The following is a 16,572-nucleotide window of genomic DNA, read 5'->3' as shown; positions in this document are numbered from 1 at the left end:
ATTCATTGGCCGGTGATATTCAATTTTCGGCTAATTAAGATAGAATTAAGACTCTGTTTTCTCTCCTATAAGATTGGGCATATATGATAGAGAAAATACATGGAGAGTATGTGAGAGAACATGAAGAAATGGCGTAAAAGATTAGTTAAGTTTTTGATATTTGACCTCGCGGTAATTCTGTTGCTTCTGGGTACAGGCGTGATCTACCAACAAGTGGGTTTAAGGCAAGATGCCAAAATACTCGTCCCCCCTGGAAAACTCTACAAAGTACATGGAGACAATATGCATCTATATACTGGTGGAGAAGGCGATGTAACTGTCGTACTCGCCTCTGGCTGGGGTACCGCTAATCCCTATGTAGATTATTATCCATTATATGAAAAGCTTGCTCCCAACACAAAATTCGCTGTATATGACCGATTTGGCTATGGATATAGTGATCAGACCGATAAGAAACGTGATGTCGATACCATAGCTGAAGAATTACACGAGTTGTTGCAGGTATCTGGACAGAAGCCACCTTATGTATTAGTTGGGCATTCGCTCGGCTCGCTGGAAACCATCCGTTTCGCACAAAAATACCCGGATCTCGTCAAGGGTATCGTCATGATTGATGGCGGAAGCCCCGAATATTATTCGAATGACGATGACTCTTTGGCAGACACAATTGGTGGTTTTGCGAATAAATTCCGTATCCAAACCGGACTATTCCGCCTCTCCATGCAATCTGACTTGGTTGTGGAAACATCCAATGCCAATCGTAATGAACTGAAACTTGTACCCGACGATCTGAAAAAATTGGATACAACTGCGCTGTTGCACAACTATGGCAATGCAAACACGTTGGATGAATTACGTGAAATAGCTGAAAATGGCAAAGTGGTTGTAGATCACAAGCAAACCTTACCGTTTCCACTCACCATACTGACGGCTGATTACTTTGGTGCAAGTGAGCCCGAATGGGATAAAACACAAGTAGAATTCAAATCTTGGTCAGATGATTCGAAACAGGTAACCATCAAAGATACCGACCATTACATCCATCAATATCATCCTGACCTCGTTGCCGATGAAATATTGGCCCTGGTGAAGAAGTAACGTACACTCTACTAAAGTAGGACTATGTTATATCATGAAAGAAACCCCAAAGATTCTCTAATATCTTTGGGGTTTTAAGTATGAGATTTATTGTGCTTTCGCCAGTCTTGGCCGTTGAGACCGGAAATCGCTGAAGGCTTGTTCAATTTCAGATGAGGTGAGCCGGTGACGGTAAAAGTACTGCTGCATCGCCTCCATTTCGGTTCGATCGCCATTGTAGATGTTATCAATTCTTCGTATAACTTGGTTATATAAGCTCTCACGTCTGGAGTTTACAGGCTCACACAACCAAAAGTTCGTTCTCTTCACATCACCTGTCTTGGTCCAGAGCAAATTCTCATATCGGATGACATCCCAGTCCCAATATCCAGCATGAATCTGCTGAAGTTCCGTCGTAAACATATCGTATATCAAGTTGGGAGGAATGTGTCCATATGTCACACGGTACTCTTTCAGCTTGTATGCTTCAATCCACTCTGTCAGGGTGTACTCACCTGGTGAATACGCATACAATGTAGGTGCATAAGAATTACTCTGCAATGCCCTAAGTGCTTCACTTTCCATCTCCCCATCCAATCTTGCACGTGAAGCATATACCTTGAGACAATAGTCTTGCAATCTATATACAACCGAGCTATTACTAATAAGCGAAGCCTGTAGAGTGAGATGGCCATTTTTTTCGTAGTGCAACAGCATCTTTTCAATGTTATTGCCAATGGGATTGATGATGATCATAACGATGTCTCCTTGAGTAAAAATAAAATATAAACCGTTTTCGAATTGGTTAAAAATTGTACTAATACATTCTATATTACCCTTTTATATTAGTATGAACATATACAATTTTGCCGGAACATGAAGTATTTGCTCTGAAATTCATTCTTTGAACCGCCGTATTCCGGCTACATTTTTACTCTAAAGCCTGTAACCCGTTTCACGTCAACACCAAAAAAGATAGAATAAATATGCAAAAAAGCGATGCGTCCTTAGAGTTAAGGGACACATCGCTCTTATATAATATTTAATTATTATTGTTAGTGAATGGATTAATGCATAGGACCTTGTTGTCCTGGCGTTGATCCTACTTTGACCCGTTTCACGAAGAGTGAAGTAATCAGACCGATAATCGACAGAACCAATGCGAATACAAACGCATTCTGTACACCTGACGTGAAACCTGCCAGTTGATTTTCTGGACTTTCCGGATTCGCCACTCCGCTCAAAAAGCGGGATTGTCCTGCGCTCAGTATACTTACCGCAACAGCCGTACCGATTGCTCCGGATACCTGTTGCAACGTATTCATGATGGCAGTACCGTGAGGATAATACTCACGTGGCAATTGGTTCAGACCATTCGTCTGTGCAGGCATCATAATCATCGAGATTCCGACCATCATGAACACATGCAGCGTAATAATTTTGGCCAGTGTCGTTGTTGGTGTAATCCCAGTGTACATGAAGAGTACAACCGTCACGACAGCCAGACCAATAATCACAAGCCACTTCGGACCGAATTTGTCAAACAGTCGGCCCATGACCGGAGACAGTAAACCATTTAGCAAACTACCCGGCAATAGAACCAGTCCGGCAGTTAACGCTGTAACGGCCATACCTTGTTGCAGATACATTGGCAGGATCAGCATGGATGACAGCATCATCATCATACAGATGAATATCAGGATCAAGCCAATCGTAAACATCGGATATTTGAACGCTCGCAAATCCATCATTGGCTGTTTCATTCTCAACTGACGGATACTGAATAACAGTAAGGACAACACACCAATAACGAGAGTGGCAACAACGACCGGACTCGTCCAGCCTCCGCCAGTTTCCCCGTGTCCTCCTGCACTACTGAAGCCGTATACGATACCACCAAAACCAAGGGTAGAAAGGATAATGGACAGTACGTCAATTTTGGGCTTGGTCAATTTCGAAATATTCGGCAAGAACAACAAGCCGCATACCAGTGAGATCAGGAAGAACGGCAAGGAGATCCAGAAGATCCAATGCCAGCTCAGATTAGCCAGAATCAGACCGGAGATACTCGGACCGCTTGCTGGTGCAAACATGATAACCAAACCAATCAATCCCATGGCCGCTCCACGTTTTTCAATCGGGAAAATAACCAATATGGTGTTAAACATCAGTGGCAACAATAGCGCTGTACCTATCGCCTGTAGTACCCGTGCCACCAACAGAATTTCGAAACTAGGTGCAAGTGCAGCAACAAATGTTCCTGCAATGGAGAAAATCAGGGACGTTGTGAACAGCTGTCTGGTTGTAAACCATTGCAACAGCATACCGGATACCGGCACCAGGATTCCCAACACAAGCAAGTAACCTGTGGTTAACCATTGAATCGTTGTAGGTCCAACTTCAAGCAGACCCATAAGTGGTGTCAAAGCCACGTTTAATGCCGTTTCACCAAACAGACCTATAAAGCCGCTCAGCAGCATTGCGAACAAAATCGGAAATACCTTGTATTGCTTCGTTTCTTGTTGATTCTGTGCAGAATCAGCCTTCATGGAAACCTCCACGATCCCATCCTCCTCAAACGTATCGAACTTTCTTTTTCTCTGTCTCTTGCTATAAATTATTGAATCTGTTTGGCGTTCTTCGTTACAACCGACAAATACTCAGCAGCCGTCAGCAGAGGCTGTTTATCTTGATTTGTCAGGCTGATAATCAGTGCTCCCTCCATCAAAGAAATGATCAGAAGCGCCGTCTCCCGCGCCTTCTCTTCACCAACGCCATCCAGAATCAGATGTTTCTTAATGACATCCTGCCAATCTGCAAATACACCCTGACATGCAATACGCAACTGCTGGCTAATACACGAAGTCTCCACAGCTGCCCAGAAGCTGAATGGCAGAAATCCGGTAAACCCTGCCGCTTCTGTTTCATGAGCCAAATCATGAATAAATCTCTGAATGGCATCCCCCGTATTGTCGTGGGCTGCAAATGTTTTCTCAAATGTCTGCAAGATTTGTTCATTGGCTTTTTGAATACACTCGTGCGCGAGCTCTTCCTTGCCTTGCGGGAAATAATGATACAACGACCCTTTCGGCGTACTACTCTCTTTGATGATCTGATTCAGACCGGTCGCATGATATCCTTGTGAAAAAAACAGTCTCGCTGCTGTGCTGACAATGGACTCTCTAGCATTAGACTTTTCACTCAACGAAAGCCACTTCCTTCAAATAATTATAACAATCGGTCTATATAATTAAACCCGCTCAGATCGGTGCTGTCAATCATAATATTTCACTTTTAATTTGAAAGCATTTTCATATGAGAGGCATCATAACATCCTCTTTTTTTAATTATTACCTTTTATACATTTCATTCTGAGAAAGTAGGGAACTTTTCCCTGTCTTCGAATACACATACATCAATGCTGAATCACACTTAGTTTCGATTTTTGAGAAAAGGAGTGAGAAACTTGGCAATCCTGCTAACTGGCCCTATTGATAATAGCCCCGTGAATGGGGTAAGGCCAACTCAGATTGTTTCCATTAAAGTTGAAAATCAGAGTGTCGTAAACGCCGCAACTATACTTGTCCAAGGATATTCATTAATTACAAACAGAGCTCTATATGTAAGTGAGCAATTCACAATCTTACCCGGTGCAGTAGCTACACGAACTTATTTTGCTGATCTTAACAGTTTCGAATACGTTATTACCGTTACAGGAGCAACCCCTGAGGACATTTTGGTTTCTTTTTGGGGGAAAAACACTGTCGGCTCTTTGGTTGCTGCTCACCGACTCGTTTATTCCGAATTATTTGGCAGTGAGAATTTTAATGGAGCTACAGGAGCTACAGGCGTTACAGGAGTCACTGGCTCCACCGGAGCTACCGGGACAACAGGCGCTACCGGACTTACAGGGGTGACGGGTGCCACGGGTCTTACAGGCGCGATAGGTGCCAGTGGCAATACGGGCACGACGGGTGTCACGGGCGTGACAGGTCCTACCGGGAGTACAGGTCCTACCGGAGCTACAGGTATTACCGGCTCTACAGGCGTTACAGGAGTCACGGGCATTACAGGATTTACAGGAGCTACGGGCATCACTGGAGTAACTGGGACTACAGGTGCCACGGGTGACACTGGCGTGACAGGTCCTACAGGGGCTACAGGCATTACCGGATCCACTGGACTTACCGGAATCACAGGCGCGACAGGAACTACAGGTCCCACGGGTGACACTGGTGCGACAGGTCCTACCGGGGCAACGGGCATTACCGGATCCACTGGACTCACCGGAGTCACAGGCGCGACAGGAACCACAGGTCCTACGGGTGACACTGGCGCGACAGGTCCTACCGGGGCTACAGGTATCACAGGATCCACAGGACTTACTGGAGTCACAGGCGCGACAGGAACTACAGGTCCCACGGGTGACACTGGACCCTCTGGCGGTCCGGAGGGCCCTACCGGAGCTACAGGTGCAACGGGGGCTACAGGCAATACAGGTGCCACTGGAGCAACTGGCCTCGCTGGAGCGACAGGTGTTACTGGCACCACGGGTGCAACGGGGGCGACGGGTACTGTACTGCCCGATCCCTTTAATGTATATGTTTTACAAGGCGCGGTGGGCGGAAATGGAACACAGGCCAGTCCTTTTGGAACGATTCAACAAGGTGTAACCGCGGTATCTCCAACAGGAACCGTTCATATTCTTGGTGGCACATACCCAATCACTGCGAACATTACCATTAATAAAGCAGGAATAACTCTAAAAGGCTATCCTAGTACAATCATCCTGTTACAAGCTGCTGTTATCCCTTTCACTATCATTGGAAGCGGAGTAACTGTAGACGGATTAACGATCACTAGTGATAACCCTTATGCTGTTGAATTTATTCAATTAGGCGGAACCAATCATACCGTAATAAATAATACGATATTCGGTCCTCCTCAAGCTGGCCCTTCTTCAGGTTGGGTTGTCAATCGTGGTCTCGTGACCCAGACTGGAAATATGACTGGCTTGCTTGTACAAAATAATATTTTTTATTCCTTACGTCAGCCAGCCTACTTTAACCCTAATACGACTGGAGAAGTTATTAGCAATGTTGTTTATAATACCCGAGGATTTGTTAATGACCGGGCCGTCATGGTCTTCTCTGGGAATTCATGGGGCAGCCCGGTCAATGCGGTGGATATTGCACTGCTCGTAGGTACAATAACAGGTCCCCCTTTCGATCCGATTTCCGCCCTGAGCGCCAACAACAGTACGGCAACGATTCAGGATTCCAGATAAAAATCATTACTCGTTCTTACAAAGCTCCTAATCAAAACAGCCGCCGATTTGGATGTGGAACTCCAGATCGAACGGCTGTTTTTGGATGAGTAGAGCATTATTCCATTATTAATTAATAGGTTACATAACCTCCGTAGGTCACGGTCCATGTATAACCTGTCTGACCATCAACGGATTGTAGTCTAAGTTGCCCCCGATATGGATCAACATTATAACTTGCTGTCATCGGAATATCACCAAGCGTTGGAAATTGAGACTTAGGTAGAATGGTCTGCCAAGTTATATACTTTTGTGCGTAAGGTACTACTTGTTTACGTTCTGGTAAACTACTGATTGAAGTTGAGAGGGTTCAACCGTTCGTTTACCTGCCCACACGTCTTGCACGTAGCGTCCTTCGGCCTGAAGCTGAATGAGCCAGTTTTTGGCTTGCTGCATCGTTGCTCCCTGCACCTCCTGATATGATTGCTGTAAAGTCTCTTCTACCGCAGGAGCCATCTGGCTTCCATCCCCGCATACGTAGAGTTTTCCTTTGTTCATCAGCATGTGAATCAACTGTTCGGAATCCTCCTTCATCAGATGCTGTACATACGTTTTGGGCTTGCCATCCGCACGAGAAAAAGCAGTGTGTAACTTAACAATGCCTTCTCGTTCGTATTGTTCTAGCTCCTGACGATAGATGAAGTCTGAATCATTCCTGCACCCAAAGAACAAATGCGCCTCACTCAGTGGCATACCTCTCTGTTTCATGACCGCTCTCGACTGGAGGAAACCTCTGAACGGTGCAACCCCCGTCCCCGGTCCCACCATGATCATTGGAACATCAACCTCTTCGGACAGATGAAATTCGGATTCCGGCGTACGTACAAACATCAGAATACGTTCTCCGGATGGACAACCGGCAAGGTACGATGAAGCAACTCCCTGGTATTCGCCTTTGCCACTCCATGCAGGCTCTCTTACTACCGATACCGTTATGCTCGCTTGCTCGGTATTCAGGCTTGGCGAGCTGGATATTGAATAATATCTGGGCTTAAGCGGAGGCAATAGTTCAAGGAACCTTTCGAATGGCAGCTCACACGCCTCATACTTTTCTAGCAGGTCCAACATGGTGATTCGATTGGCAAGAATATAATCCTTGTAGCTGTTTTCATCCAACATGCCTTCCAGTTCACGCTTATGAGGTGGACATACCGTATGATTAGCTAACTCCTGCAACTGTGTTCTGGAAACTGGTGTCTGCAATTCCACACAATGAGCGAGCAGTTCATGAATCTTGACGGGTCTGTTCAGTGGTAGGTGTGTAAGATGGCTGACGTCCGAAGTTAATTGGATCTGAATATCCCCACTTAGTCGGAACCGACTGAGTATCCGATCCACATTCTGCTTCGAGTTGCTAGGCAACACGCCGAGATGGTCACCTTCTCTATAACTCATGCCTTCAGGAAGTAACACTTCGATGTGACGCGTGCTTCTCCCACTTCCCGGCGCCTGAAGCTCTTTATTGACTACCACCGTGGCATAGCTGGCACCATAAGTTCGTGTAAGTGGCATATCCGTTTTCTCACGGACAATCTCCATTTGAAGTCTGCTTGTGCTTGATATGGAGGGCTTCACGACTTCCGCGTTGATCCCCAAAGCATTCAACACCTGAGGCCACAACATATGCTGCCACGCCTCAACTTGTTTCTCCATATCACCTCCGGCATCGGCTTCACCGCGGGATAACAGTCTTTTACCCCCCAATTCTTCAAGCTTCTCATCTATCAATCGAGGAATGCTCTGGTACGTTCCAGACCAACTCCGATCTCCACAGCCCAGTACGGCATAGTTCACATCCCGTGCATCCTCTGACTCCGCTTCCTTCAACCAGTCTACAAATGCTGTAGCATTTTGCGGAGGTTTACCGTTATACGAAGCAGTGACGATGAGAACGACACCTTGGCGAGGTATGCGGCCAACCCACTCATTCAGAGTGGCTGCTTCACTTGGGATTCCATAAGAACGGCCTTTCTCCACGAGCTCTCGGGCAATGCCTTCTGCCGTTCCCAGATTGGAACCATATAACACCAGGAGCAAAGGGTTACCATCTGTTTCAACGGCCAGGATTTCTCCCCTCTGGCTGTCACTTGTTATATTTTCATGAACAACAGGAGCAGGTTTTTCTTCCACGGATACGGTAGACTTATTCATCTTTTGTGACACCTTGCGCTCTTTCACCTGGATCCGGAAGTCTCCCGGCTTCAACGTTAGTGTCTGTTTAACATCCAACTCATAGTTGCTATAATCGATCAGGTCAAAATGTTTGAGGACCATGCCAAGCACAAGTGTTGCTTCATATAAAGCAAACTGCATGCCGATACACGCTCTCTCCCCATTACCAAAAGGTTTATACGCATGATGAGGCACTTTCGCCGTATCTTCAAATCGCTCCGGACGGAAAAGCTCCGCATCCTCTCCCCATGCCTCTCTATCACGGTGTAGCTGAGGCAGGAGAATACTGCAGCTTTCCCCTTTCTTCAAGGGATATTTGCCACCTATGACGGTGTCTTCTTTGGCATATACGTCAAATCCCGGAGCGGTTGGCCAGAGACGTAACGATTCACTGAGAATCATGCGAATATAGGAAAGCTGAAGAATTTCCTCGTACTGTGGTGATTCACTGACCAATATCTGATCCACCTCGTCATACGCCTTTTGAAGCGATTCCGGATTTTTCAGTAGAAAGTAAAGAGCAAAAGATAATAGACCACTCGTGGTTTCATGTCCGGCAATGAGAAACGTAATAATCTGATACCGGATGTTCTCATCATCCAGCATTTCACCAGTCTCCGGATCTTTGCCATTCAACATACGTGCAAGCAAGTCGACCTCTACGGGTGCTGAACTCGCTTTACGTTCCTCAATAATCTGATCTACCAGAGAGAACATCGTCTGAATATCCTCATGGAACTGTCGTTTGGTTTTCACCATAAGCAGATTCTGAATTTTCAAACGTGAGCTCTTCTGCATCGCTTCATTTAATGCCCGAACCATGCTTTCAATAAAAGGGCTGTGGTCCTGTCTGTAAAAACTGTTAAAGCGATAATTGAATCCACATAGTCCAATGGTATCCAACGTAAGGCGTGTCATATCATCGGCAACATCAATCGTATCGTTGGAATTGAGGCGTGCCCACTTGTTAATTAACTGTTCAGCAATATCAACCATCATGGGATGATAACCTTTCATGGCCTGCTTGCTGAAGGTGGGCAGCAGAATGTTATGGGCCTTTTTCCAGTTGGGCTCCGATGTTCTGCTTGTAAATAAACCATCGCCTCCAAAGGCACGTACATTTTCGAGTTCATTGTATACATATTTGTCAAAACGGGACACATCACATAACTCAGCAACAAGATCTGGTCCAGATACGATTAAACCGGAATAACCGGGAACGGTAAGTCGATATATTGGTCCATGCTGTTCGGCAAGTACTCCAAGAGAAAGCGTTGGTTTCTCTTTATCTATCAAAGGCAGATTGCCAAGTGGTCCATACATTTTGGGCTGTGGAATGTAAGTTGCATCACTCATGATGATCACCTCTTAACTGTACGCCGTAGAGCAAGGTATTCGTTAGCCATATGATAGCTGTTCTGCTTTCATTCATAAGTGATCTCTCCTTTGATGATTTTATAAATGATAGATAATTGTATCATTTGATAATACAATAAACCAATTTTAAATTAATATCAAATTTTCTTCTAGCTGTATTACTTTCATTTGAATTATTCAACATTTAGGTTGAATAACAACAAATAGAGGATTGCATATGCAATCCCCTACTGTATGAACCAATGACGCTATGATTCTATGACGCTTATTAATTTAATCTAACGATGAGTTGGCTCATCCCACTTCTCGAAATTCAATTCATTATTAATGCTTACCGCAGACAATGCCCCCAGAGACGCAGCCGTGATTGCCTGATACATCTCGGATGCTGCATCACCAGCACTGTAAACACCCGCTACGGATGTTTTGCCGGAAGCATCAACGATAACCGTCCCCGACTCTGTAATTTCACAACCGATGGCCTTTGGCAGTTCTGATCCGGTAAACAGTTTTGGTTGGAAGAAGACTCCTGTGCATGGAATCGCTATACCGTCATTTAGTACAACTTGCTGTACCATCCCTTCTTCAGAGTTAATGGATTGAATCGGTGCATCGAATACAGTAACATTATGCCGCTTCAGCTCTTCACGCTGCTCATCGGTTAAGGAATCTGATCCATTCGTACAGATCGTATATTGTGTTGTCCAGCCGGATATGACTTTTGCCATATGTAATGCCTTATCTCCACTAACGATGATGACCAGCGATTGGTCTCTTAACTCCCATCCATCACAATATGGACACACAAACGCACTTTTACCGTAAACCTCTGTTAATCCGTTAATATCCAAAGGAAGGTCTTTCTTACCTACCGCAAACAAAATCTTTCTCGTGCGATAACTTGCCCCCTGAGTAGTCTTGATTACAAAATCACCATCGTTACCTGTTATCGCTGTTGCCGTATCGGATGCAAATTGAACTGAGGGATACGCTGCAATCTGTTCTTTGGCTGCTTTGCGGAATTCACGTGGACTAGCCCCATCTCTTGTCACAAACCCATGCGTCTCCCTTGTTACCCAGTTTCGCGGTGTCTCATCATCGATGACCACAACGTTCTTACGGGCCCTGCCGAGTACTAGGGCTGCATTAAGCCCCGCTGGTCCTCCACCAATAATAAGTACATCCAAGAGTTGATTCATATTACCCATACTATTCACCCTTTCCAGACATTTAATATCTCTAATTTAGTTTTAAAAATAACCTCCGCTCTCTCTTAAGAAAGTAATATCGGAGATTTACAAGAACACATCAAAACAAGACTATTAAAGATATCTTATATCTACAATAAACAAAACCTAACCATTTTGCAACATATATCTTTAACTACCTTCTTCAATCCAGCCTGTGTCAGTTGAATAAAAGATTATTTACACTTACACTACAATGACAGAACAAACTTTAAAGCAGTGTTATACCCGGATTTTTGGATTCTCTCCTGTAACACAGAAATAATTATTTAACAATTAAAAACAACCTTGTTTTTAAATTGTTCACAATCAAATGACATTATTTTAAATACTAAAACGTTAATTAAATCACATAGTGTATTGAATGGTATAATAGCGACATAATATACAAGTATAGATATAGGAAGTGAGTTCTTGAAAACATTGAACAATGGTTCACAGACCAATATCAGCCTGGAGTATAGCTCGATTCCGAAAGTATTCTTCGATACGATCAAAATCGGAATCATCAAGTCCAACCTGATCGCCATGTTTGCGGGTTTAAGTTTGGCTTTATATGTATTTGATGCTTCAATCTTAGCTAATATTGTACCAATCATCCTTTCCTTTATTGGGTCTTCTCTCATTATTGGAGCTGCAGGGGTGTTTAACAACTTGTATGATCGTGATATCGATGCGATCATGGAACGTACGAAGAAACGCCCTACCGTTACGGGTCGCGTAGATACCAAGTCGGGTCTGATTCTCGGTATTGCCATCACCATCATCGGGGGCATCATGTTGTACATCGCTTCCCCATCCGCTGCTGTATTTGGTATTTTGGGTCTGTTGCTTTACGTGTTCCCTTACACGATGTGGACCAAACGTACAACGATCTACAACACGGAAGTGGGAAGTCTTTCGGGTGCTGTGCCTCCACTCATCGGTTGGGCAGCCATTTCACCGGAACTGGGTCATTTCGAGATCTGGGCATTGGTTGTTACGATGCTCTTATGGCAAATGCCTCACTTCTACGGGATTGCGATTCGTCGTTTTGACGAATACAAAGCTGCTGGTGTTCCCATGCTGCCCGTTGTTAAAGGCATCAGACGGACATACATTCAGACAAATGTGTATCTGGTACTGTTACTGATCTCCAGCTTTTTATTCTGGCCGATGAGTCCATTTGTCGCTATTGTGGCATTTCTGGTCAGCTTGGCCTGGCTCATTCTCAGTGTGGCTACCTTTGATAAGAAAGAAACAGAGAAATGGTCCAAACGGATGTTTATCTTCTCCATTAACCATATCACTATTATCTTCCTGGTCATCATTGCGTATTCCCTGATTGCTCAAATGATGAGATAAAAATATTCCATATTTCCACTCGTTATAACGATAAAAGCCTTACAGACTGTACTCTACCAAGGAGTCGTCTGTAAGGCTTTTTTGCTTTGTTATTATCTTTTCTAAATTTTTAAAGCTATCCGACTTTGGCTGGGGTTTGCTCCCCTTGCCACAGTAACTGCATCTCTTCATTGGTGGCAAGCAATTCGGCCAAACTTCCCTCGGCTTCAATGCGTCCATCTTTCATCACGATAATGTGATCTGCTTTGGAAAGTGCTGCCCTGCGGTGAGAAACTGCGATGCAGGTGACATCCGGCTCTTGGAACAGCCCTTCCCATACTTGTTGTTCTGTCTCCACATCCAGTGCACTGGACAGGTCATCAAAGATAAACAGGTCCGCCTCCGTCATTAACATGCGTCCTGTGGCCGCGCGCTGAATCTGCCCGCCTGACAGCATCACCCCTCTGGGACCAACTGGAGTCTCAAGCCCCTGATCCAGATGTTTGATATCCTTCTCCATCACAGCCAGACGAATGGCTTTTTCAAGGGCTTGCTCGGTTTTACCCTGTTTGCCCTGGACGATATTTTCTTTCAACGTATCACTAAACAGTCTTGGCACTTGCGGGGTATACGCTGCTCTAGGCGGCATCAGGAACGTGGCTGGATCAACAGCTGCTCCATTCCAGTGAATGTCCCCTTTTTGCTTGGGTAACAGTCCAAGAAGTGTGCGTACAAGTGTTGATTTACCTGACCCGATCCGTCCCGTAATAACAAGAAATTGTCCGCGTTTCAGACGGAAACTGATCTCTTCTATGCCATTTGCAGAATTCGGATATTGATAAGTCAGCTTATTCACCTCAAGAGATTGCAACTTCTCCTTAGGGTCCCTCTGTTCACTTACAAGCTCCGGCGGATCTTCATACAGATAGATTTCCCTCGAATCCATGATCTGGTCTTCTTCTCCTGGGCGGAATAGCTTACGCATACGATCATAGGATACTTTGAGCCTTTTGTGCTGAAACACCATATAACCAAACAGTGAAATGCTAAATCCGATATTGGCCAGATAACTCGTGAATAAGGCAAAATCACCTACGGTAAAGTTCCCTGCTTTCATCTCAGCTGCACACATCAGTAGAATCAATCCGGTACAGATACTTAGAACATGCTGATTCATCGATCTCATCCACTGCTTAAACAGATTGTCCCGGAGTGCAGCCTGACGACGATCCTCATTCAACTGGTTAAAACGTGAAGAGACATTCTCTTCGGCCTGACCCAGTTTCAGGGCTTGCACTGCTCCAAACGTTTCCGCAATAAAACTGGTAATTCGCCCAGTCGCTTCGCGATTAACCTGTGCATACTTTCGAGCCCGATTTCCGGACAGGTTGTTAAGTAAGGTCACGACCACCAATGGCAGCACAGCAACCAACGTGATCTGCCAATTAATGTTCGCCATAATGACGATGGACACAATAGCGAATACAAGTCGTCCCCAGAAGTCCACCCATGATTCTACATACTCGACGACTTCATCGACATCATCCCGAAAGCGACTCATCGCCTCCCCTGGTGAAGCCGGAAGATTACGCCCAGGCCAGCGCATGATCGCTGCGAGCATGTTGGTTCGCAAAATCGCCTGAACATGATACAGATACGTAACCCATGCATAGAAGGCTACAAAAAATGTACCCACCCGTGCCATTCGGACCAAAGCAATAAAGATAAGCGGCACAGCAAGCCACATGTAGTCATTTGACCCCACTGTTGTGCGATCAAAAAACCATTGCATTCCAATACCAATGGCTAGCGGCAAGGAGTGAAATATACACCATAACAATCCGTTGATTACAAATAACAAAGGCCTGAATCGAAACAAACGGCCTATAAATCCTGCTACAGTCATGCCAATTCCTCCTCTCGGCCTGTAATGAGCAGTCTGGCATAATGAGATGCCGGGTTACTAGCAAGTTCTTCTCTCGCTCCAAATTCCAGTACCTTCCCATCCCCGAGCACCATAATCCGGTCCACTTTCTCGAGTGTAGCTAATCGGTGAGCAATAATAACTCCGGTGGATTGTTTCATTAACTGGTCAATTGCAGATTGCAGCATGCTTTCAGTCGCAGCATCCAGACGTGACGAAGGCTCATCCAGAATAACCAGACTTGGTTCGGTCAGGAATACGCGGGTTAAGGCAAATAACTGTGCTTCCCCTGCCGACAATGAAGCTCCACCTGCTGCCAGATACGTATCGAGTCCTTCTGGTTGTGAATTAATCCATTGGCTAAGCCCAAGGCGATCCGTCGTTTCCTTGATCATATGATCTGTTACATCCCCATTGAAGAGGGTAAGATTGTCACGCAGCGTGCCATCAAACAACTGCACATCCTGTGTTACCATACCAACGCGGCGATAAAGCGCTTGTAACGAAAGCTTTGTGATATCCGTTCCACCTACGCGGATCGTACCCCGATCCAGATTGTACAGCCGGAGAAGAACACGACTAAGACTCGATTTGCCGCTACCTGTGCGACCAATGATTCCCAGACGTTCACCAGGCTTAATAGCAAAAGTAATGTCCTGCAATACCGGTTTATCCTGGTTATAACTGAAGTGTACCTGACTGAATTCCAATCCAAGCGGTCCTTCAGGCAATTGCTCCTCTATCCCTTCTTCAATCACACTCTGCATGGACAACAGCTCTCTGGAGCGCAGCATGCCTGATTTTGCTTTTTGGAACTCCTGCACCTGATCTCCAAGCATCTCAATCGGATCATTCAGCATCTGCGTATATTGGTAGATCAGAAATAACGTTCCGATACTAATTAGACCTTCCATATAATAATGCACACCCAGCAAAAGCACCGCAGTGACCGCCAGAGCGAACAGAACCACTGTGGTATTCCACGGAATAACCCGTAGCAGCCAGGCTTTTCTCCCCTTACGGAATACCGTGCGCATCGTGCGGTAAAAGCGGTTCATCACATACGGCACATGACCATTCGCTTGCACATCTTCAATCCCGGCGATGCGTTCTTCAATTAATCCGAACAGAGAGGCACTTGCCGCCCGTTCATTTTTGGAAGAGTCCACGCCCAGATTTCGGATGAAGACCATGAACAGGATCGATAATAATGTGAACACGGTCATCACCAAAGCAATGGGCACATTGACACTGAACATGAATCCGAGAATTCCGGCCAGCAGCACAAAACTCCCGATCACTTGCACAATGAACATCGCGAAAAAATTGGAGATGCTCGTTACGTCACCATCCACACGTTCAATCATCTCTCCAGGTGTTTTCACATTATGAAAACGCATATCAAGACGCAGGCAGTGCTTCAGCAGATCTCCGCGCAGTTGATTCGTGGCCCGCCAGGCCACGTCGTTCCCCAAATAACTGACCGCTACCGTAATGAGTTGATTAAACACGGCTACAACCAGAAATATTCCTGCAAGCTGAACAAGATTGGTGAGGACTCCCCCACTTGCTGCTGTATCAATAAATCGTTTAATAATCTGTGGATTCAAAAGCTGAAGCCCCGTTGATGTGAGCAACATGATTAAAAGTAAGGCCAGCCGTCCTTTAACGGGTTTCAGATAACGCAGCAGCCATGACATGGAGCCTTTCTCTGTTTTGGGCACAGGTCCCACCTCTTTATCGGTTTATTTAATTGTTCTTGCCTATTCATATTTATTGATGATCTTAACGATAGCAAATTTGCGATCACTAGGATGAGTCATACATAAAGACATTAAAATCGGTATTTCCCGCCCATAATTGATATGTAGAACCTATGTTGACCATTGTACATTCTCCTTTTTAACAAGTTAGTTTTTTATAAAATAACGCTCCAAACGCTCCTTTCCAAGTGAACAAATTGGGTGAAATGCATGCAAAAAAGCCATAGATGAACTAATGTTCATCTACAGCTTGTAGCCAAAAGAGATCGAATGAAATGCAAAGCATTTCCCGTATCTCCTCTGCATCGCAATAATGATGAGCGTTCCGACAGAGGTGCACAAACATGACTGTCCCAACGCGAT

Annotated in this window: 10 protein-coding genes; 3 read left to right on the top strand and 7 right to left on the bottom strand. The window is 45.1% G+C overall.

What is annotated here, in order from left to right:
* The first annotated feature begins 120 nt into the window (after nucleotides 1-120).
* Nucleotides 121-1,098 carry an alpha/beta fold hydrolase gene (locus ACETMN_RS14165; protein ID WP_091016641.1) on the top strand — a complete coding sequence of 326 codons (978 nt, stop codon included), beginning with the start codon at nucleotides 121-123 and terminating at the stop codon, nucleotides 1,096-1,098.
* 87 nt (nucleotides 1,099-1,185) lie between these two features.
* On the opposite strand, the gene ACETMN_RS14160 is transcribed toward ACETMN_RS14165, so the two are convergent.
* The 3 genes from ACETMN_RS14160 to ACETMN_RS14150 all read right to left on the bottom strand — a co-directional run bounded on the left by ACETMN_RS14160 (nucleotide 1,186) and on the right by ACETMN_RS14150 (nucleotide 4,282).
* Nucleotides 1,186-1,833, bottom strand: coding sequence for a hypothetical protein (locus tag ACETMN_RS14160; protein ID WP_091016643.1), 648 nt, complete (start codon nucleotides 1,831-1,833; stop codon nucleotides 1,186-1,188).
* 311 nt (nucleotides 1,834-2,144) lie between these two features.
* Nucleotides 2,145-3,626, bottom strand: coding sequence for a DHA2 family efflux MFS transporter permease subunit (locus ACETMN_RS14155; RefSeq protein WP_091017707.1), 1,482 nt, complete (start codon nucleotides 3,624-3,626; stop codon nucleotides 2,145-2,147).
* Between the two features lie 68 nt (nucleotides 3,627-3,694).
* Entirely contained in the window at nucleotides 3,695-4,282 is a 588-nt protein-coding gene (locus ACETMN_RS14150) for a TetR/AcrR family transcriptional regulator (RefSeq protein WP_074094904.1), read from the bottom strand.
* Nucleotides 4,283-4,543: 261 nt separating this feature from the next.
* On the opposite strand from ACETMN_RS14150, the gene ACETMN_RS14145 reads away from it, so the two are divergent.
* The gene (locus ACETMN_RS14145) at nucleotides 4,544-6,364 is read left to right on the top strand and encodes a collagen-like triple helix repeat-containing protein (protein WP_091016644.1); all 1,821 of its coding nucleotides are present in this window, start codon (nucleotides 4,544-4,546) and stop codon (nucleotides 6,362-6,364) included.
* A gap of 303 nt (nucleotides 6,365-6,667) precedes the next feature.
* Here ACETMN_RS14145 and ACETMN_RS14140 read toward each other — a convergent pair whose 3' ends face one another.
* Nucleotides 6,668-9,931 (bottom strand): bifunctional cytochrome P450/NADPH--P450 reductase, encoded by a 3,264-nt coding sequence (locus ACETMN_RS14140; RefSeq protein WP_411736258.1) that lies wholly within the window; start codon nucleotides 9,929-9,931, stop codon nucleotides 6,668-6,670.
* Between the two features lie 299 nt (nucleotides 9,932-10,230).
* On the bottom strand, nucleotides 10,231-11,151 hold the full coding sequence (locus ACETMN_RS14135; protein ID WP_192131791.1) for an NAD(P)/FAD-dependent oxidoreductase: 921 nt from the start codon (nucleotides 11,149-11,151) through the stop codon (nucleotides 10,231-10,233).
* Between the two features lie 462 nt (nucleotides 11,152-11,613).
* Here ACETMN_RS14135 and cyoE point away from each other — a divergent pair, with 462 nt between their 5' ends.
* A complete protein-coding gene (gene cyoE, locus ACETMN_RS14130) occupies nucleotides 11,614-12,543 on the top strand; it encodes a heme o synthase (protein WP_036608378.1) in 930 nt (309 codons plus the stop codon).
* Nucleotides 12,544-12,658: 115 nt separating this feature from the next.
* Here cyoE and ACETMN_RS14125 read toward each other — a convergent pair whose 3' ends face one another.
* Together ACETMN_RS14125 and ACETMN_RS14120 are read right to left on the bottom strand one after the other, a co-directional pair.
* Nucleotides 12,659-14,428, bottom strand: coding sequence for an ABC transporter ATP-binding protein (locus ACETMN_RS14125; RefSeq protein ID WP_091016648.1), 1,770 nt, complete (start codon nucleotides 14,426-14,428; stop codon nucleotides 12,659-12,661).
* Nucleotides 14,425-16,170 (bottom strand): ABC transporter ATP-binding protein, encoded by a 1,746-nt coding sequence (locus tag ACETMN_RS14120; RefSeq protein WP_091016650.1) that lies wholly within the window; start codon nucleotides 16,168-16,170, stop codon nucleotides 14,425-14,427. The genes ACETMN_RS14125 and ACETMN_RS14120 overlap by 4 nt, the downstream gene beginning before the upstream one ends.
* Nucleotides 16,171-16,572: the final 402 nt, after the last annotated feature.

This window comes from Paenibacillus sp. M2 (assembly GCF_046713495.1).
GTDB classification, from domain to species: domain Bacteria; phylum Bacillota; class Bacilli; order Paenibacillales; family Paenibacillaceae; genus Paenibacillus; species Paenibacillus amylolyticus_B.
The sequence above is the reverse complement of the archived record's forward strand: the minus strand, read 5'-3'. Positions and strand labels throughout refer to the sequence as shown.